Below are 18,174 nucleotides of genomic sequence, written 5' to 3' on the forward strand. Positions count from 1 at the left end.
GCGCGGGCCCGCGCGCCGCAGTCCGCGCTGTCCGTGGAATCGTCAGGCGGCGTTGTCCGCCATGGACCGCGCGTGGCGTTGCAGGTGCCAGTCGGCGCGGCCATGTTCGGTTTCGATCACGGTGGCGCGTTTGAAATAATGCCCGATCGGCAACTCGTCGGTCATGCCCATGCCGCCGTGCAACTGCACCGCGTTTTGTCCGACGAAGCGGCAGGCGTTGGCGACGGTGACTTTCGCCGTGGACGCCGCGGCGGCCCGCTCCCGGGGCGGCGCTTCAAGCCTGAGCGCCGCGAACATGGCGGCCGAGCGCACCTGCTCCACCTGCAGGTACATGTCGACCATGCGATGCTGCAATGCCTGGAAAGACGACAGCCGCTTGCCGAACTGTTTGCGCTCCTGGCAATAGGCCACGGTATCGGACAGCAGGCGCTCCAGCAGGCCCGTCGCTTCCGCGGCTTGCAGAACGATCGCGTGATCGCGGCCCCATTCGAGCAGCGGCAACGCCGCATCCATTTCGCCCAGCAGCGCGTCGCGGGGCGCCTGGACATGCGCAAATGTGAGATCGGCGGCCCTGCGGCCGTCGATGGTTGGATAGGCGTCAAGCTGCAAACCGGGCGCATCGGCCGGAACCACGAACAGCGACAGACCCATGGCGTCGCCCCGCCGCCCGGCGGTCCGCGCGGCGACGATGAGGTGATCGGCCCATGGCGCGGTCGTCACCACGGACTTGGCGCCGTCCAGCCGCCAGCCGCCCTCGGCCGCGACCGCCGCAAGGCCGATGTCGGCAAATTCGGAGCGCATGTCCGGCTCCCCGAAAGCCAGCGCCACGCGCGCTTCGCCGGCGAGGATGCGCGGCAGCAGCGCCTGCGCCGCCGGCCCGCCCGCGCGCTCAAGCAGTGGGGCGGCCAGGAAACAGGTCTCGGCCAGCGGTTCGATGACCAGCGCCCGGCCTAGTTCCTCCATGACCACCATCTGGTCGGCGAAGGCGCGGCCGAGGCCCCCCGCCGCCTCCGTGACGGCCATGCCGGCAAGGCCGAGGTCAATGGCAAGGGCGCGCCAGATGTCCGGGCGGAACCCCGGTTCGGCGCGCGAGGCGGCGACGCGGTCGGAAAATGCGTATCGCGCAGACAGCAATCCGGCGACGGCGCCCCTCAACAGGGCCTGCTCTTCTGTTGGCGCGAAATCCATTCTTCACTCCCGCTTTTGCATCCGCATCGCATCATTTGACCGGACAATCAAATGCGATATGAGCGGAGAGCGCGTGGCGCGGGCGCCGGCGGCGTTGAAGGGAAGAGACAGTCATGTTGTGGACCGACGCTGATCAGGCTTTCACCGCGGAAGTACGCGCTTTCTTCGACGCCGAACTGACCGATGACCTGCGCGCCGCTGGCCGCTGGATGACCAGTGTCTATGGCGACCATGACGCATCCATGGAGTGGCAGGCGCGCCTGCATCGCAAGGGCTGGGCCGCGCCGGCCTGGCCGCGCCGCCATGGCGGCTGCGAATGGAGCGTGACCCAGCGTTACATCTTCAGCCGCGAGCGGGCGCTCGCCGGCGCGCCGCCGCTCTCGCCCATGGGCATCGCCATGTGCGGGCCGGCGCTGATCGGTCATGGCAGCGAGGCGCAGAAGGCGCATTTTCTGCCGCGCATGCTGTCCGGCGAGCATTTTTGGTGCCAGGGCTATTCCGAGCCGCAGGCCGGCTCGGATCTCGCGGCGCTGGCGATGACGGCGCGGCGCGATGGCGACAGCTTCGTCTGTAACGGAACCAAGATCTGGACCACGCACGCCAATGTGGCCAACTGGATTTTCTGTCTGGTCCGCACCGGGCAATCAGACGTTCCGCAGCGCGGAATCACCTTCCTGCTGATCCCCATGGATACGCCCGGCGTCACCGTGCACCCGATTGTCATGTCGTCGGGGGAGCGCATCCAGAACCAGATCTTTTTTGAGGATGTGCGCGTTCCGGTCAGCAATGTGGTCGGCGCCATTGATGACGGCTGGACGGTCGCGAAATACCTGCTGGAGTTCGAGCGCGGTGGCTCGGCCTACGCGCCGGAGCTCCAGGTGCGGCTGGCGCGCATTCGCGAGCTGGCCGCCGGGGGGCTGCGCCCGCTGATCGACGATCCGCTGTTCCGCGCCCGACTCTCGGCGGCGCAGATGCGCGTCGATGTGCTGGAAAGCTTTGAATTTCGCGTGCTGGCGGAGGCCGCGCGCGGTGGCCGCCCGGGCGTGGCGGGCTCCGCGATGAAAATTCTCGGCACGGAGCTCAGCCAGCACCTCACCGAACTGGCGCTTGAGGCCGCAGGCGAATACGGCGTCGCTTTCCAGCCGGCGGCGGGAATCGCTGGCGGTCCCAATTTGATCCCGCACCTGGCGGACACAGCATTCGGTCCGCGCGCCGCCGCGATCGCGCCGCTCAAATATCTGAACGATCGCGCCGGCTCGATCTACGCCGGCTCGAATGAAATCCAGCGCGGCATCATCGCCAAGGCCCAGCTCGGCCTGTAAGCCAGACTGACGCGGCGGTTTGCGGCGCGCCCGTCGCCGGGCAGGCAAAAGCGCATGCATGGCGGCGAAGCTGCTATGAAGGGGCTCCCGTGATTCCCCATGTTGCAGCCGATGACCGCCGCCCTCGACATTCTCAAGACCGTGTATGGCTACGACGCCTTCAGGGGACCGCAGGCGGACATCGTCGCGCATGTGATTGCGGGCCACAACGCCTTCGTGCTGATGCCGACCGGCGGCGGCAAATCGCTTTGCTACCAGATCCCGGCGCTCGCGCGGGCCGGCATGGGGCTCGTGGTATCGCCGCTGCTGGCGCTCATGGCCGATCAGGTGACGGCATTGCGGCAGGCGGGCGTGCGGGCGGCGGCGCTGAACTCGGATCTGCCGTGGGAGGAGCGGCGCCTCCTGTGGCGCGACATTCGCGCGGGCGCGCTCGATCTGCTCTACGTGGCGCCGGAAACCTTGCTGCGGCCCGACGTGCTGGAATTGCTGGAGAGCGTGAAGCTCTCCGTCATCGCCATCGACGAGGCGCACTGCCTGTCGCAATGGGGGCATGATTTCCGGCCGTCATACCGCCAGCTTGACGCGGTCGTGCAGCGCTTCGCCGATACGCCGCGCATGGCGCTGACGGCGACGGCGGATGCGCCGACGCGCGCCGAAATCCTCTCCCATCTCGCCATTTCCGAAGCGGACGCCTTCATCGCCGGCTTTGACCGGCCCAACATTCGCTACGCCATTGAGGAGAAGGACAACCCGCGCGCGCAGCTCAAGGCGTTTCTCAAGCGCCACCCGGGTGAAAGCGGCATCGTCTACTGCCTGTCAAAACGCCGGACCGAGGAAACCGCCGCCTGGCTTCAGGGCCTTGGCCATGATGCGCTCGCTTACCATGCCGGCATGGACAAGGCGGCGCGCGAGGCCAACCAGATGCGCTTCCAGCATGGCGAAGCCGTCATCATGGTCGCCACGGTGGCTTTCGGCATGGGCATCGACAAGCCGGACGTCCGCTTCGTCGCCCATATCGACCTGCCAGGCAGCATCGAGGCCTATTACCAGGAAACCGGCCGGGCGGGCCGCGACGGCCTGCCGTCCGACGCGCTGATGCTCTATGGCTATGAGGACATAGCGCTGCGCAGCCGGTTCATTGAGGATTCCGAGGCGCCAGAGCCCCGCAAGCGCATGGAGCGACAGAAGCTCGACGCTCTGCTGGGACTGGCAGAGACAGCAGGCTGTCGCCGGCAGGTGCTGCTGTCGTATTTTGGCGATCACTGCGCGCCATGCGGCAATTGCGATACCTGCGCCGAGCCGCCAGAGCTGTTTGATGGAGCCATCGCGGCGCAAAAGGCCCTGTCGTGTATTTATCGCACGGGCGAGCGCTTCGGGCAGGCCTACATTGTCGACGTGCTGCTTGGCGCCGACAATGAGCGCATCGCCCGCTTCGGGCATGATCAGATCTCCACCTTCGGCATTGGCGGCGAGTACGATGGCCGCACCTGGCGGGCGATCCTGCGCCAGCTGATCGCCTTGCGTCTGGTTGATGTCGATCTCTCGGGCCATGGCGGCCTGTCGATCGCGCCCGCCGGCCGCGACTTCCTGCGCGAGCGGCCGGCGCTGATGTTGCGCGCGCCGGCGCCGCCCCGCGCCAGACGTCACAAGGCCGCCGCGTCCGGCGCGGCCCGGTCCGCCGTCGCCGATGTGGATCAGGAGCTGTTTCAGGCGCTAAGGCGCAAACGCGCCGAAATCGCCCGCGCGCAAAACACGCCGCCTTATGTGATTTTTCACGACAGGACCCTGGTTGAGCTGGCCTCAGCGCGGCCCACATCGCGCGCCGAGATGGCGCGGGCGCCCGGCGTCGGCGAGGCCAAGCTGGAGCGCTATGGCGACGCCTTCCTCGCTGTCATCGCCGGCCATGGGTGAGGGGGCAGGAGCGATCTGCCCCTGGGCATCGCAGGCCCCCGGGTTCCGTTGCTCGCCGGGAAGGATGCTACACTGGGATTCGCAAATCGGAAGGAATGGATAATGACGATGAAGCGTCTGGCGCTTTTTGTTGCGGGAATCCTGTTCGGATCAGGCCTTGCCCTGGGCGCAAGCGCCGCGCCTCTGAGCCCTGCTCCCCTGACGGCGACTGCCGATATCGAGCTGGCCCAACATCGTCCGCCCCAACATCGCCCGCCCCATGCCAGGCCGCGCCCGCCGCACCATGCGCATCCGCATGCCGGGCGCCATCACCACCATCATGTGCACCGCCATTGCACCACGCGGCGCGTGGTTGTGCGCAACCGGTTTGGTCATCCGGTCCGTGACCGCTTTGGCCGGCCTGTCTTCCGGCATGTCCGGGTTTGCCGGTAAATTGCCCCCGCCCGCCGGCGCCATGTAACGGCGCCGGCGGGCGGACATCAGGTGCGTGCTGCGGCGGCTGTCGCGCTGACGCCATGCGATTTCGCGTTCGCGACGTCGGCCCCTCGCAGCGCATTTGCCGCCGTGACCAGGGTCGTCGCGCGTCGATTGCAGCGGTCCTTGTGGCCGGGATGATCCGGCCAGGGCCTGGACATGCGCCCGGACACGCGCCATGCGATGTTCGCAATCGCGGCGCCGCTCAGGCGGCCCTGTCCCGCTTCGTTTCCTGCAATCTTTCCCAAATCCGCTGTGGATCAGGAACCTCGAGCTGGAAAATGCCTGCAAGCGTCCCGGCGAGGTGATCGGCGCTGGCGATGCGCTGCTCATCAACACTGTTCGCGGTGACGCGACGCAGTGTTTCATTCTGCAGGGCAAAATAGCCGTCTGTTGTATGCCTGAACACCGCCAGGGCATTGGCGAACGGCGAGCCAGGGTCCCGCATCAGCCAGCCATGCATCGCGGCCATGGTCGCTTCATCGCTGTAGTCGGGCCGGAAATCAAAGCTCCGGGCAATGCCGCGCGCGTGGTTGTTGAAGCGCAGCCAGCCGTCGCCGGCGGGCGCGATTGAAAAGTCGAAGCCGCGCTGGCTGAACGGCCCGATGACCAGCGGCGTTGGCCTGACAATCGCATCCGCCACGCCAACTTCCGCCAGATAGGGACGGTCCAGATCGACGCGCAGCGTCAGATGGTTGCCGATGGCGAGGTCGCCAAGTTTTTCCCGGTCAACGCCGCCGCAAAGCCGGGTGACCTGGAAGCCGAGCGTCGCCAGCGCCGCGCCAAACAGGCCATTCATCTCGTAACACCAGCCGCCGCGTTTTCCCTCAACCATCTTGGCGAAGGCGCCCGCCGGGGTGACCGGGGACGGCCATCCCATGAAAGCGTCCAGCGCTTCCCAGGTGAAGGCCATCAGGTGGGCCTGGTGCAGCGCGGTCAGGCTTCGGAGGTCGGGGGAGGCGGGCGCCGCCATGCCGATCCGCGCGAGATAGGCGTCGCATTGTGTGGCCGTCAGGGCGGCCTGGGGTTCCGTCGCAAGCATACGGGCATCCTTCGGTCAGTCGTTTGACTGACCGTTGTCCGGTTTCGGGAAGATGTTGTTTCAGGTGGTCCGCCGCCAGCTCAGGCCGCGCCGCCACAACGCTGTCGCTGTCGCGGAGGCGTTGTTCAGGAGGGTTTGTCCTGGTGGGTTTGTCCTGGACCATGTCCGCCAGTCCGGGGCGTGGGGCGCATTCCGGTCCGGCTGGGCAGGACGGTTATAGCGCGTCTGGAAAACGGTTATTCCTAAATCAATGTGCAAGACGCGATGGATATCCTAAAATTCCGCCAGGCAAGCCGGGGGCTGGCGATGGCGGTGACGATGCGGCTTGATGACAGGCTTCTGGAATTTTTGCGGCGGCCATTGATGTGCATCCTTGCCGGGGTTGACGATGCCGGACGTCCGTCCGCTGGCCGTGGCGTTGGCTTCAACGTGCTGGAAGACCGCGCGACCATTGATCTGATATTTTCCGGCTGGCAGTGGCCGCGTCTGGTATCCGATATCCGCCAGAGCGGGCGGCTGGCCGTCACCTTCGTCAGCCCGGCTGACTATGTCAGCTTCCAGCTCAAGGGGCGCGCCGTGCTGGGCGAGACAGGGGTCTCCAGTCCTGACCACATCTCTGACCAGACTTGCCGGTTCATCGCCGCCGCGACCGATGAGCTTGAACGTCTCGGCGTGGCGCGGCACATCATTGCGCCGTGGCTGACGGCGCGGGAGGCGCGCGTCGCCCGGCTGTCCATTCAGGAAATCTACGTTCAGACGCCCGGCCCCCACGCTGGCATGATGACGGGCGCCGACGTCCGATGAGCCTGCGTCTCGCCGACCTGTCCGCCTGCTTCGAAGGGGTGATCCCTTCCATCATCGCCACCGCTTCGGCCGATGGCATGCCGAACATTTCCTATCTTTCCCACGTGGTGCGGGTCGACGACGCGCATGTGGCGCTGTCCAACCAGTTTTTCGCGAAGACGGCGGCGAACATCCGCGCCAATCCGAAAGTGACCCTGATGCTCGTTGACGGGTTGACTGGCGAGCAGTTCCTGCTCGACATCAGCTTCGTGCGCGCGATTGACGCCGGTCCGCTCTTCGACAGGATTGCCGGGCAACTCAAGGCAAGCAGCGCGCAGGTTGGCATGTCCGACGTCATGCGGCTCAAAAGCGCGGATATCTTCCGGGTGCACGGGATCGAGCAGGTCCCGTCCCCCGTGGCCACAACCGCCGCGGCGCCGCGCCGGCAACCTGTCAGCCTCCCGGCCCTTGCGGAAGCGATCCGGTTCATCGGGCGGCAGGCGGAGGCGGGCGCCATTATCGACAGCCTGCTTCGCGGCGTCCGTGAAGTGCTGGGATACGCCAACGCGCTCGTGCTTATTCATGACAGCCATCGCCAGAGCCTGATTACAACGGGCAGCATGGGGTACGCGGACTCGGGGCTTGGCTCAGAAATCACTGGCGCCGGGGGATTGATTGGCGCGGCGGCGGCCAGCGGGCAGACGATCAAGGTCAGCGACATGAGTCGTGTGCGCCGCTTTGGCGAAGCCATCGCACTTGAGGCAGGCGCTGCGGAGGACGCCACGCGCACGGTTGTTTTCCCGCAATTGCCCATGGCCATGAGCCAGATTGCCGTTCCGATGGTCACGCGCGGCGTCGTGGTTGGCGTGCTCTTTGCCGAGAGCGCCGGGCGGCTGGCCTTCCGCGAGGAAGACGAGGCGGCGCTGGAGATGCTGGCGGACCAGGCTGCCCACGCCTTGCGGGCGAGCGAGAACGAAGCCGCCGCCGCCGAGGCCGGACAGACGCCGCCCGGCCCCGCGCCGGTCGCCGCCGAAACCGACATTCGCATCATCTGTCACCGGTTCGACGACAGCGTGTTCGTCGATGGCGTTTATATCGTGAAAGGCGTCGCGGGGGCGCTGCTGCGGCTGATGATCGAGTGGCGGCTCAGCGAGGGGCGAAGCGAGTTCACCAACCGCGAGATGCGGCTCGCGGCCGGCGGCCGGATGCCGGAAATCAAGGACAATCTCGAAACCCGTCTGCTCCTGCTGCGCCGGCGTCTTGACGAGAAGCAGGCGCCCATAAGGGTGGTCAGGATCGGCCGGGGGCGCGTGCGCCTGGAGGCCAGCGGGGCGCTCACCCTGGCGATCCGGGAGTAGCGTGTTGCCGGCGCGCGGGATTTCGCGATCATTGGCCGGCCCTCGCGCGCCCGTCGCTCCCGCCCGGGCCCAGGCGGCGCGTGGTATTTCCTGTAGGGAAACGCGTCATGCAAATCACAAGCTTTGCAGACCACAAGCTTTGCAGGCCGTGGCCGCGTCAGCAACTTCACGATCTGGCGTCAATGGCACACGGGGGTGGGGACGATGTCCGGCGGCGGCGTCCGGGCCGCTTCGGTTTTGGTCAGTTGGCCGTCCTCTCCCGCCAGCCATTTGAAAACACGGTCCTGGAAGGCGCGCATGTCGTCGGTTGAAATCGCGGATTTCTGCCCCAGCGCCTTGAACATGCAGGCGGCTACGGCGCGCAGGACCTGGGAGGACGCGCCGGGCATGTCGCGCCCGAGATCGGCGGCGTATTCGGCAAGCGTGATCCGGCCATCGTTGTCGCTGTCCATCCGGCGCAGGTCCTCCGTCACGATGGCGGCGTGCTCGGCGTAAGTGACGATGCCATCGCCATTGGCGTCGCGCTTTTGAAACGCGCTGTCGTCGGCAATGGCCAGGGCAGGCCATATCATCATGGCCGCGACAGCCAGCAATCCGGTGCGGGTCATGGTCCGTTCCCTCGTCGGGCCTGGATGAAGTTCTGGCGGCGTCTGAGCTTTGCGGGTCGCGCATGCGCCAGCAGCTGTGTGGCCGGGTCTTGCAGCCTCGGGCGTTATCCTGCGGTTTCGCCATGCCGGGAAGCAAGCGGATCGCTGTCATCGAACAGGATGCGTTCCCCGGCCCCGTCCAGGTCCTCGTACTGGCCGCTTTTCATCGCCCACATGAATGCGGCGAGGCTGGCGCCGCCAAACAGCAGGGCGGCCGGGATGAGATAAATGAGGACGCTCATGTGGCGCCTCCTTCCGAATAACGGCCCGGATAATGGCCAACGGCGGACGCTCCGGGCGCCGCCGCGACAGGTGGCTTCTCTCCCGCGCGCAGCAACCGTAGCGCATTGGCGATGACCAGGATCGACGAGCCGGACATGGCCACCGCTGCGATCAGCGGCGTGACCAGGCCCAGAAAGGCGATGGGCACCGCAATCGCATTATAGACCAGGGCGAGCGCTATGTTCTGCCGGATCAATCTTCCCGCATGCTCCGAGACGCTGATCGCAAACGGCGCGGCTTCCAGGCTGTCGCGCAGGAAAACCAGATCGGCAATATTGCGGCCGACATCCGCGGCGGTGGCCGGGGCCATCGACACATAAGCGGCGCCGAGCGCCGGCGCGTCGTTCAGGCCATCGCCAACCATCAGCACCTTGCGCCCGGTATTTTGAGTGAATTCTGGTCCCTCAGGCAGTTCCGTCTGAGCCGAAAGCGCCCTGATGCGCGCCAACTTCTCTGATGGCGTCAAATTGGCGGCGTATCGTGGAATGCCGAGCTGGCGGGCGATGTCGCGGCAGGGGCCTTCGGCGTCGCCGGACAGGATCTCAACCGATTTGCCCGCCTGCCGCAGGGCCTGGATCGCCCGCTCCGCGCCAGGGCGCAGGGTGTCCGCGAAGGCGAACCAGGCGCATTCGCGCCCATCCCGCGCCAGCATCGCGCCGGACCTCGTCGCGGACCATGCGGCGCCGGCCGCTCCGCTTTCCCCGTCCGCATCCTTGCCAAGCGCCCAGCCAGCCCGGCCGAGGCGCCAGAGGGAGCCGTCGCGCCAGCCCTCGATGCCGAAGCCGGGAACTTCCGTAACGGCGTCGAAAACGATTGCGGATGTCTCGCCGCCAGCATTGCCCGCGATGGCGTGTCTGGCGATGGCTTGCGACAGCGGATGGCGCGATTGCCCGCCGAGCGCGGCGGCGACGGCGAGCATATCCGGGGCGATCTCCGGGGCGTTGACCAGTTGCGGCTGCCCCATGGTCAGCGTGCCGGTCTTGTCGAAGACCACCGTGTCGATTTCGGCCAGGCGCTCCATGGCCGAGCCGTCGCGCACCATGACGCCGCGCTCGAACAGGCGGCGGGCGGCGACAACCTGGACAATGGGCACGGCGAGGCCAAGCGCGCAGGGGCAGGTGATGATGAGCACGGCGATAGCGATGGTCAGCGCCTGGTGCCAGTCGCCGCCCATGACCAGCCAGACGATGAAGGCGATGAGCGCCGTCAGGTGAACGACCGGGGCGTAGAACGCCGACACCCGGTCGGCGATCCGCCGGTAGCGGGTGCGGCCGCCCTCGGCCGCTTCCATCATGCGCACCATCTCGGCCAGGAATGAATCCCCGGCGCGCGCCGTCGCCTCGAGCGTCAGCGGGCCGGTGAGGTTGAGCGTTCCCGCCCGCACGGTGGACGCCGGGCCAACCGGCTGCGGCTGGCTCTCGCCGTTGACCAGGGAGCAATCAAGGTCCGAGGCGCCGCCAATGACGCGCGCGTCCACCGGAATGCGCTCGCCCGCTGCGACCAGCAGCTGGTTGCCGATATCAATGTCCTGGACCGGGCGGTAGTCGCGGCTGCCGTCCGGGGCGATGACAATGGCGCCGCGCGGGGCGAGGCGCGCCAGCCCGAGCACGGCGGAGCGCGCCCGGTCGCGCATCAGGTGATCGAATGTCCGCCCGATGAGCAGGAAGAACAGCAGGGTGACGCCGGCATCGAAATAGGCGTGCTGGCCATGGTGCAGCGTGTCGTAGATGCTCATGACATAGGCCAGCGTCACGCCGATGACGATGGGCACGTCCATGTTCATGCGCCCGGCCCGCAGCGCCCGCCATGCCGAGCGGTAGAAGGCGCCGCCGGCGTAGAGCAGGGTCGGGAAGGCGATCAGCGCCGAGATCCAGTGGAACAGATCGCGCGTGGCGCCGTCGGCGCCCGACCAGACCGACACCGAAAGCAGCATGATATTGCCGGAAGCGAAGCCGGATACGGCGACGCTGCGCAGCAGTTCTGACAGCGTCCTGTCCTTGCCCGCCGCCTCGTCGAGCAGGTGCGGCGGGTAGCCAAGCGCCGTCATGGTCGCGACGATCGGCGGCGGCGCGTCATGCCTGAAACGGATGGTGACGCGCCGGGTCGAAAGGTTGACGCGGGCGCTGACGACGCCGTCAAGACCCGCCAGAGCCTGCTCCAGCTTCTGGATGCAGGCGCCGCAGTGAATCGCCGGGACAGACAATTCGATCTGGGCCACGCCGTTGCCGAGATCGCGGGCGGCGTGCAGCAGTTCATCGTGGGACGGAGCGCCGGATGCGGCGTTGATGTCGGCGCCAGGAGCACAGCAACTCATGGGAGCGCGCCATTGCGTAACGTGAGGCGGCGCGCGTCGCGATAGGGCTGCGCCAGACCCGCCTCAGCAAGGATCTCGATGCTCCAGAGCCCGTCCCGCAGGTTGACCGGGGCCGACAGGGCGCCGTCCGGTTGCAGGGTCAGCGTAACGCTCTGGTCTTCACCGGCATGGGTCGGCCGCCGCAGGTTCGCCGTTGCGCTTCTGGCGGCCACGGGCTTGCCGCTCGCGTCGGTCAGCCAATAGCTGATCCTGCCGTCGGCAATGGCGAGGCGCCCCTTCCAGCCAAGCGCCGCCTGGGCGCGCGCCTCCGCAGCTTTCGCATTGAACTGGCGGCTCGCCACATGGGTGTTTTCCGCCACGGCCCCCGTCCAGCTCCGGCTGGCGAGAAACGCATTGGTCAGGTTCACCGCGATGATGACGCCGAAAAAGGCGAGCATGATGATCAGGACATGCCGGCCTGTGAGTTCACGATTGCGCGCTGCGCTCATCTGATCGGCTCCACGGGTGAATCGAAGGTCGCGTCATACTGGGCGCTTTCGTGGCCAGCCGTGTCCTTCACAACGAACCTGAAGGGCTGCTTCGGGCCGGCGATGCGGTCGTGCGGCTGGCGGACGAAGACCTTGAGTGTTTTCAGTCTGTCAGGCTCGACCTCGACAGAGAAGACCCGGCCGGCCGGGTGATCCATGCCAACGACATTCATATCCGCTCCTGGCAGGTCTTCCAGCGTCACGGTGAAGGTGCGCGGCTCGGGGATCATGTTGAGCAGCTTGACGGTGTAGCCGTTGCGGATCGAACCGTCGGACAGGACGACGAACTGCGGATTGCGGTCGGCCAGCACGTTCACCTGCAGCCGCTCGCGGGTGAGCAGGGCATAAATGAGGCCAAGACCCACGGCCGACCAGGCGGCGAGATAAATCAGGTTGCGCGGTCGCAGCAGCTTCTTCAGATGGAAAGTCGCGACCTTGTCGGACAACTTGCCGTTGTCGTCGCGCACGCGTCGCGGGTCGATGGCCGAGGCGCCGCCTGCTGTCGCCAGCAGCCGGTTGGATTCGTATTCCGCCAGCGTCGCATAGGCGATCAGGCCGCGCTCCTTGCCGATCTTGTCCATAACGCTGTCACAGGCGTCGATGCAGAGGGCGCAGGTGATGCATTCGAGCTGCTGCCCGTCGCGGATGTCGATGCCCATCGGGCAGACGGCGACGCAGGCGTTGCAGTCAACACAGTCGCCAACCACCTGTCCCGCCGCCGCCGCCTTCTTGGCGTGGCGCGAGCGCGGTTCGCCGCGCCAGTCATTATAGGTGACGGTCAGCGAATTTTCGTCGAGCATCGCCGCCTGGATGCGCGGCCACGGGCACATGTAGGTGCAGACCTGTTCGCGCATCAGACCACCGAACGCGTAGGTGGTGCCGGTGAGGATCGCGATGGTGATGTAGGCGACCGGCGCCGCCTGGCCGGTGGCCAGTTCGCGCGCCAGGGTCGGGGCGTCGGCGAAATAGAAAATCCACGCGCCGCCCGTCAATGCCGCGATGATCAGCCAGATCGTATGCTTGGCGACGCGCCTGAACAGCTTGTTCGCCGACCAGGGGGCGGCGTCGAGCTTGATGCGGGCGTTGCGTTCGCCCTCGATGGCGCGCTCGACCACGAGAAACAGGTCGACCCAGACGGTCTGCGGGCAGGTATAGCCGCACCAGGCGCGCCCAACCGTCGACGTGAGCAGGAACAGTCCGAAGCCAGCCATGATGAGCAGGCCGGCGACGAAATAGAATTCCTGCGGCCAGATCTCGATCGGGAAGAAATAGAAACGCCGGTTGGCGAGATCGACCAGCACGCCCTGATCCGGCGCGTATGGGCCACGGTTCCAGCGCACCCACGGCGTCAGATAATAGATGCCGAGCGTGATCAGCATCACGATCCATTTGAAGCGCCGGAAGCGGCCCTCGGCGCGCTTGGGGAAGATCTTCTTGCGCGCCGCGTAGAGCGGCTGGCGCACCCGCGCCGAATTCACCGCCGTCGCGTCAAATGTTTCAACTTCCGACGCTTCAAGCATCGTCATACCTCCCGCAGCGTTCGCAGGAACGCCGGTCAGTCTCCAGATGTGGACGCCGGCGGGCGATGGCCGGGACTGCTTCCGGCGAAACCGGGTTCGCCGGAAGCAGTCTGTCTTTCTGGTCAGGCGCAGGCCGCGCGCGATGGGCGCGCTGCTTTTCAGGAAAAGCGGTAACCTCTTTTCCTGAACCTGCTCCGGACCCGGTCATCGGGCCAGGGCGTCAACGCCGCAGCTTTATTCGCCACCCCCAAGCCCGTGGACGTAGACAGCCAGTTCCTTGACGGTGACGTCACCGAGACGCGCGCCCCAGGCCGGCATGACGCCGTGCTTCGGCGCCCTGATCTGCTGGGCGATGGCTTCCGGCGTCGAACCGTAGAACCAGATGGCGTCCGTCAGGTTCGGCGCGCCCAGCTCCCGGTTGCCCTTGCCGTCGCCGCCGTGGCAGGCGGCGCAGTTCTGGGCAAAGATGTCCTTGCCGGCAGCCAGGTCCGCTGGCGTGGCGTCGCCGGCCTTGCCAGAAAGCGACAGCACATAGGCCGCGACCTGGGTGATCTGCTTCGGCTGGAGCATGCCGCCGAACGCCGGCATTTCGGACATGCGGGTGTCCTTGTCCTCGGCAAAGCGGACGCCGTGGGCAATGGTCCTGCGAATATCCTCGGGCTTGCCGCCCCACAGCCATTCGTCGTCGTTCAGGTTCGGATAGCCGGGCGAGCCCTGCGCGCCTGAACCGTGACACTGCACGCAATTCACCTTGAAGGCGGCGGCGCCGGCTGCGGCGGCGAATGTGCGCAAATTTCCGTCGGCCAGAATTTGCTCGACCGTTTTGGACTTTATTTCAGCGATATAGCTGGCCTTTGCTGTTGTCGCGGCCTCCAGCTCCTGCCGGACCTCGCCGCGGCTGGAATAGCCGAGCAGGCCGGTTGTCGCCCGGGTGATGAGCGGCCACGCCGGATAGGCGAGCATGTAGGCAAGAGCCCAGACGACGGTCGCGTAATAGACGATCAGCCACCAGCGCGGCATCGGGTTGTCGAGTTCCCTGATGCCGTCCCATTCGTGACCAGTGGTCGAAACGCCCGAAATTTCATCGATCTGCTTTTCGCTCATGTCACTCGTCCCTGAATGGAATGCGGGCGGCGTCGTCTGAAAGAGCCCGACTGCCAGGACGGAATGCGAAAGTCACAGCGCCGATGAAGAACAGCACCATGGCCAACAGACCCCAGCTGTCGGCCATGTGACGCATGGCGGTATAGGTTTCCATGTTCGTTCCCCCTCAGCGGCGGCCGGCGGCTTCGTCATAGGTCGAGAAATCGACCAGCGTGCCGAGCATCTGGAGATAGGCCACCATGGCGTCCATTTCGGTGAGCGCCTGCTTGTTGCCGTCGAAATTCGCCGCTTTGGCCTTGGGATAGCGGGCTTCCAGCCCGCTCGTATCGGCGTCCGGATCGGCCTGGGCCTTCATGTCGGCCTCGGCGTTGGCGATCATCTCGTCCGTGTAGGGCACGCCCACCCGGCGGTTGGCCACGAGGTGCGCGGCGATGCCCTTCGCATCGAGCGGCCTGTCCTTCAGGAAGGCGTAGGCCGGCATCACCGATTCCGGCACCACGGCGCGCGGCTCGATCAGATGCTGCACGTGCCATTCGTTGGAATAGCGCTGGCCGACGCGCGCCAGGTCAGGGCCTGTGCGCTTCGAGCCCCACTGGAACGAGTGGTCATACATCGACTCAGCCGCGAGGCTGTAATGGCCATAGCGCTCAACCTCGTCGCGGAACGGACGGATCATCTGCGAGTGGCAGGCATAGCAGCCCTCGCGGATGTAGATGTCGCGGCCGGCGAGCTCCAGCGGCGTGTAGGGCCGCATGCCTTTGACCTTCTCGACCGTGTTCTGCAGGTAGAACAGCGGCGCGATCTCGACGATGCCGCCCACCGTCACCACGAGCAGCGACATGATCAGCAGCAGGGTGGCGTTCTTTTCGAGTTTGGAGTGACGCTTCAAAAATGACATGGATTTCACTCCTCACTCAGCCGGCTGTACAGCGGCGCCGGTGGCTGGCGCCGGAACTCCCATCGGAGTTTCGTGGCGCACCCGTCCCCGGATGGTCTGGTAGACGTTCCACGCCATCAGGAAGCCGCCAGCGAGGTAGAACAGCCCGCCCGTGACGCGCATCACGTAATAGGGGTGCATGGCGGCGACGGTTTCGACGAACGAATAGACCAGGAAGCCCTGTGAATCGTATTCGCGCCACATCAGGCCCTGCATGATGCCCGACACCCACATGGAGGAGGCGTAGAGCACGATTCCCAGCGTCGCCAGCCAGAAGTGCCAGTTGACCATGCGGACCGAATACAGCCGCTCGCGGCCCCACAGCTTCGGAACCAGGAAGTAGACGGCGGCGAAGGTGATCATGCCATTCCAGCCCAGGGCGCCGGCGTGAACGTGGGCGATGGTCCAGTCGGTGTAATGCGAGAGCGCGTTGACCGACCTGATCGACAGCATCGGCCCCTCGAAGGTCGCCATGCCGTAGAAGGCGATCGCCGCCACCATCAGGCGCACGATCGGATCGGTGCGGATCAGGTCCCAGCGACCCGAAAGCGTCATCAGGCCGTTGATCATGCCGCCCCACGAGGGCATCCACAGCATGATCGAGAACACCATGCCAAGCGTCTGGGCCCAGTCGGGAACCGCCGTGTAATGCAGGTGGTGGGGACCGGCCCAGATGTAGAGGAAGATGATCGACCAGAAGTGGACGATCGACAGGCGGTAGGAATAGATCGGCCGGTTCACCTGCTTCGGCACGAAATAATACATCATCGCCAGGAAGGGGATGGTGAGAAAGAACGCGACCGCGTTATGGCCGTACCACCACTGGGTAACCGCGTCCTGCACGCCCGAGAAGGCCGAATAGCTCTTCGAGCCGACAAACGACACCGGCACGGCCAGGTTGTTCAGCACGTGCAGCATCGCGATCGTGATGATGAACGACATGTAGAACCAGTTCGCGACGTAGATGTGCGGCTCCTTGCGCCGCAGAACGGTTCCCATGAAGACGAACAGGTAGACCACCCAGACAATGGTCAGCCACAGGTCGACGTACCACTCCGGCTCGGCGTATTCGCGCGACTGGGTGATGCCCAGCAGATAGCCGGTCGCCGCCATGACAATGAACAGCTGGTAGCCCCAGAAGACGAACCAGGCGAGGTTGCCGCCGAACAGGCGCGTGCGGCAGGTGCGCTGCACCACGTAGAACGAACTGGCGATCAGGATGTTGCCGCCGAACGCGAACACAACGCCAGACGTGTGCAGCGGCCGCAGACGGCCGAAATTCAGCCACGGCTCCAGATTGAGGTCGGGGAAAGCCAGTTGCGCTGCAATGGCCACGCCGGCGAGAAAACCGACGACGCCCCAAAACACCGTGGCGATGACGCCATAACGGATGGGCCCATCCATGTATCTGGTGTCGTCGACCGGCCCTGCGGGTACGAAATCCTCTTTCCGCATCAGGGCGATGGTGAAACCGCCAAGCAGAACCACCGCGATCAGCATATGATGCCGGAATGCATCGTCGACCGCGAATGCCGCGCCCAACAGGGCTATGAGCGTCAGTATTGCAGAGAATACAATCTCTGTTCCGTACTTCATGAAACAGTTCCCCAACCTGGATTACGCGTTGGCTTCCGCACGAGCGTCGAATTTACGCCCATCAAGGCGCAATCCCCCGATCACCATCCAGTTATCGACTGGCGGCGTTGACGCTGGCGACAGCCGGAGACGTCGCCTTTCATGCAATGATGCGCCCTGTGTAACCTGCCCCTATATACACATGGGTGGTTTGTATAATGCGCCCCAGCGGATTGCCATGCGATATAATCGCCCAGCGAAAAACTGGGGCCGGCCGCTGCCGCCATAGCGATGCGCCAGCTGCGCGAGTCCGGTTGCGGTTGATGGTAGCTGCCGCCGCACCGCCGCCGGGGCAGGTGGCGTTCGACAGCCATGTACTGGACGGGCGCGTAACCGCACGCCCCTTGAGGGCGCCGCCTGCGGTGGCGGGTCGTGGCTTGCTGGCGATCCAGGCGGTCGGTCATCTGGCGGCCCTGATGCAGACAGGCCCACTGTACGCAGGCGTAGATACTGTACCAGCAAAAAATCCGGCGCCCGTCGTTGTGCGTGCGCAAACAGCGTGGCGGGATCCCGCGGTTCGTCGCGAGCAGCGCCAGCGCCGTATCCGAAGCGCAATGGGCCTGTGGCGCGGCCTGGCGGCATGACAGGCCGCGCCGGTGCGCCGCGCCCGAGCAATGGCGTACGCGACGCTGGCGCATGCGGCGGGGGCTGTCGAAGAGCGGACCCGCCAGCAAACGCCAGGGCGGGATCGCGGCGCCTTCTCCGCGTCGACGTCATTTCGGAACCGGGACCGGGCGAACGGGTCAAAGGATCCTCACCCTGGGCGGCAGATCATATGTCAACGGGGCAGGGCGCGGCGCTATTGGCGTCCGACTGTTTAAGTGCGGGCATGACGCATCTGGTTGCTCAGGCGACAAGCCGCGCCCGTCCACGCGCAGAAGCGGCCGGTGGTTGTCGATGAGCAGACTGCCATGCTGGGTAGGGCTGACGCGGCGACGGAAGCAAAGCCCGGTCTGCCCGCCATATGGCGCGCTATCGCGGGACTGCCGCGCCTGTTCCGGCTTCTGTTCTGTGCCTGCCGATGGTCCGCATGGCCTTCTTGCGAGAAGTTTTCCCAGGGCGTTTTGTGGGGTGTGCTGGAAAATTCCCAACGCGGTCAGTCGGATAGGAATCGTTACGTTTGTTACCTC

The 18,174-nt window shown here is 65.8% G+C and carries 16 protein-coding genes; 4 read left to right on the plus strand and 12 right to left on the minus strand.

Annotation, left to right across the window (positions count from 1 at the left end):
• Positions 1 to 42: 42 nt before the first annotated feature.
• Positions 43 to 1,188, minus strand: a complete 1,146-nt coding sequence (locus ACERNI_RS09955) for an acyl-CoA dehydrogenase family protein (RefSeq protein WP_448833132.1) — start codon at positions 1,186 to 1,188, stop codon at positions 43 to 45.
• A gap of 113 nt (positions 1,189 to 1,301) precedes the next feature.
• On the opposite strand from ACERNI_RS09955, the gene ACERNI_RS09960 reads away from it, so the two are divergent.
• Both ACERNI_RS09960 and recQ read left to right on the plus strand, forming a co-directional pair.
• Complete coding sequence (locus ACERNI_RS09960; protein ID WP_448833133.1) at positions 1,302 to 2,510, plus strand: acyl-CoA dehydrogenase family protein; 1,209 nt, start codon at positions 1,302 to 1,304, stop codon at positions 2,508 to 2,510.
• Positions 2,511 to 2,621: 111 nt separating this feature from the next.
• Entirely contained in the window at positions 2,622 to 4,421 is a 1,800-nt protein-coding gene (gene recQ, locus ACERNI_RS09965) for a DNA helicase RecQ (protein ID WP_448833156.1), read from the plus strand.
• Between the two features lie 150 nt (positions 4,422 to 4,571).
• On the opposite strand, the gene ACERNI_RS09970 is transcribed toward recQ, so the two are convergent.
• Together ACERNI_RS09970 and ACERNI_RS09975 are read right to left on the minus strand one after the other, a co-directional pair.
• Positions 4,572 to 4,877 carry a hypothetical protein gene (locus tag ACERNI_RS09970; protein WP_448833134.1) on the minus strand — a complete coding sequence of 102 codons (306 nt, stop codon included), beginning with the start codon at positions 4,875 to 4,877 and terminating at the stop codon, positions 4,572 to 4,574.
• 223 nt (positions 4,878 to 5,100) lie between these two features.
• On the minus strand, positions 5,101 to 5,937 hold the full coding sequence (locus ACERNI_RS09975) for an arylamine N-acetyltransferase family protein (RefSeq protein ID WP_448833135.1): 837 nt from the start codon (positions 5,935 to 5,937) through the stop codon (positions 5,101 to 5,103).
• Between the two features lie 264 nt (positions 5,938 to 6,201).
• On the opposite strand from ACERNI_RS09975, the gene ACERNI_RS09980 reads away from it, so the two are divergent.
• The gene (locus ACERNI_RS09980) at positions 6,202 to 6,741 is read left to right on the plus strand and encodes a pyridoxamine 5'-phosphate oxidase family protein (RefSeq protein ID WP_448833136.1); all 540 of its coding nucleotides are present in this window, start codon (positions 6,202 to 6,204) and stop codon (positions 6,739 to 6,741) included.
• Positions 6,738 to 8,078 (plus strand): GAF domain-containing protein, encoded by a 1,341-nt coding sequence (locus ACERNI_RS09985; RefSeq protein WP_448833137.1) that lies wholly within the window; start codon positions 6,738 to 6,740, stop codon positions 8,076 to 8,078. The genes ACERNI_RS09980 and ACERNI_RS09985 overlap by 4 nt, the downstream gene beginning before the upstream one ends.
• 179 nt (positions 8,079 to 8,257) lie before the next feature.
• On the opposite strand, the gene ACERNI_RS09990 is transcribed toward ACERNI_RS09985, so the two are convergent.
• The 9 genes from ACERNI_RS09990 to ccoN form a co-directional block, all read right to left on the minus strand.
• Positions 8,258 to 8,686 carry a hypothetical protein gene (locus ACERNI_RS09990; RefSeq protein WP_448833138.1) on the minus strand — a complete coding sequence of 143 codons (429 nt, stop codon included), beginning with the start codon at positions 8,684 to 8,686 and terminating at the stop codon, positions 8,258 to 8,260.
• A gap of 104 nt (positions 8,687 to 8,790) precedes the next feature.
• The gene (gene ccoS / locus ACERNI_RS09995; protein ID WP_448833139.1) at positions 8,791 to 8,967 is read right to left on the minus strand and encodes a cbb3-type cytochrome oxidase assembly protein CcoS; all 177 of its coding nucleotides are present in this window, start codon (positions 8,965 to 8,967) and stop codon (positions 8,791 to 8,793) included.
• The gene (locus ACERNI_RS10000) at positions 8,964 to 11,321 is read right to left on the minus strand and encodes a cation-translocating P-type ATPase (protein ID WP_448833140.1); all 2,358 of its coding nucleotides are present in this window, start codon (positions 11,319 to 11,321) and stop codon (positions 8,964 to 8,966) included. Before ACERNI_RS10000 ends, ccoS begins: the two co-directional genes overlap by 4 nt.
• Positions 11,318 to 11,809, minus strand: coding sequence for a FixH family protein (locus ACERNI_RS10005; RefSeq protein WP_448833141.1), 492 nt, complete (start codon positions 11,807 to 11,809; stop codon positions 11,318 to 11,320). The genes ACERNI_RS10000 and ACERNI_RS10005 overlap by 4 nt, the downstream gene beginning before the upstream one ends.
• The gene (gene ccoG / locus ACERNI_RS10010) at positions 11,806 to 13,368 is read right to left on the minus strand and encodes a cytochrome c oxidase accessory protein CcoG (RefSeq protein ID WP_448833142.1); all 1,563 of its coding nucleotides are present in this window, start codon (positions 13,366 to 13,368) and stop codon (positions 11,806 to 11,808) included. The genes ACERNI_RS10005 and ccoG overlap by 4 nt, the downstream gene beginning before the upstream one ends.
• 234 nt (positions 13,369 to 13,602) lie before the next feature.
• On the minus strand, positions 13,603 to 14,472 hold the full coding sequence (gene ccoP / locus ACERNI_RS10015) for a cytochrome-c oxidase, cbb3-type subunit III (protein WP_448833143.1): 870 nt from the start codon (positions 14,470 to 14,472) through the stop codon (positions 13,603 to 13,605).
• A 1-nt stretch (position 14,473) separates the two neighbouring features.
• Positions 14,474 to 14,626: a cbb3-type cytochrome c oxidase subunit 3 gene (locus ACERNI_RS10020; RefSeq protein WP_448833144.1), complete on the minus strand. Its 153-nt coding sequence runs from the start codon at positions 14,624 to 14,626 to the stop codon at positions 14,474 to 14,476.
• 12 nt (positions 14,627 to 14,638) lie between these two features.
• Positions 14,639 to 15,370, minus strand: a complete 732-nt coding sequence (gene ccoO, locus ACERNI_RS10025; protein WP_448833145.1) for a cytochrome-c oxidase, cbb3-type subunit II — start codon at positions 15,368 to 15,370, stop codon at positions 14,639 to 14,641.
• 12 nt (positions 15,371 to 15,382) lie between these two features.
• Complete coding sequence (gene ccoN, locus ACERNI_RS10030; protein WP_448833146.1) at positions 15,383 to 17,005, minus strand: cytochrome-c oxidase, cbb3-type subunit I; 1,623 nt, start codon at positions 17,003 to 17,005, stop codon at positions 15,383 to 15,385.
• Between the last annotated feature and the right edge of the window lie 1,169 nt (positions 17,006 to 18,174).

Source organism: Camelimonas sp. ID_303_24, assembly GCF_053543495.1.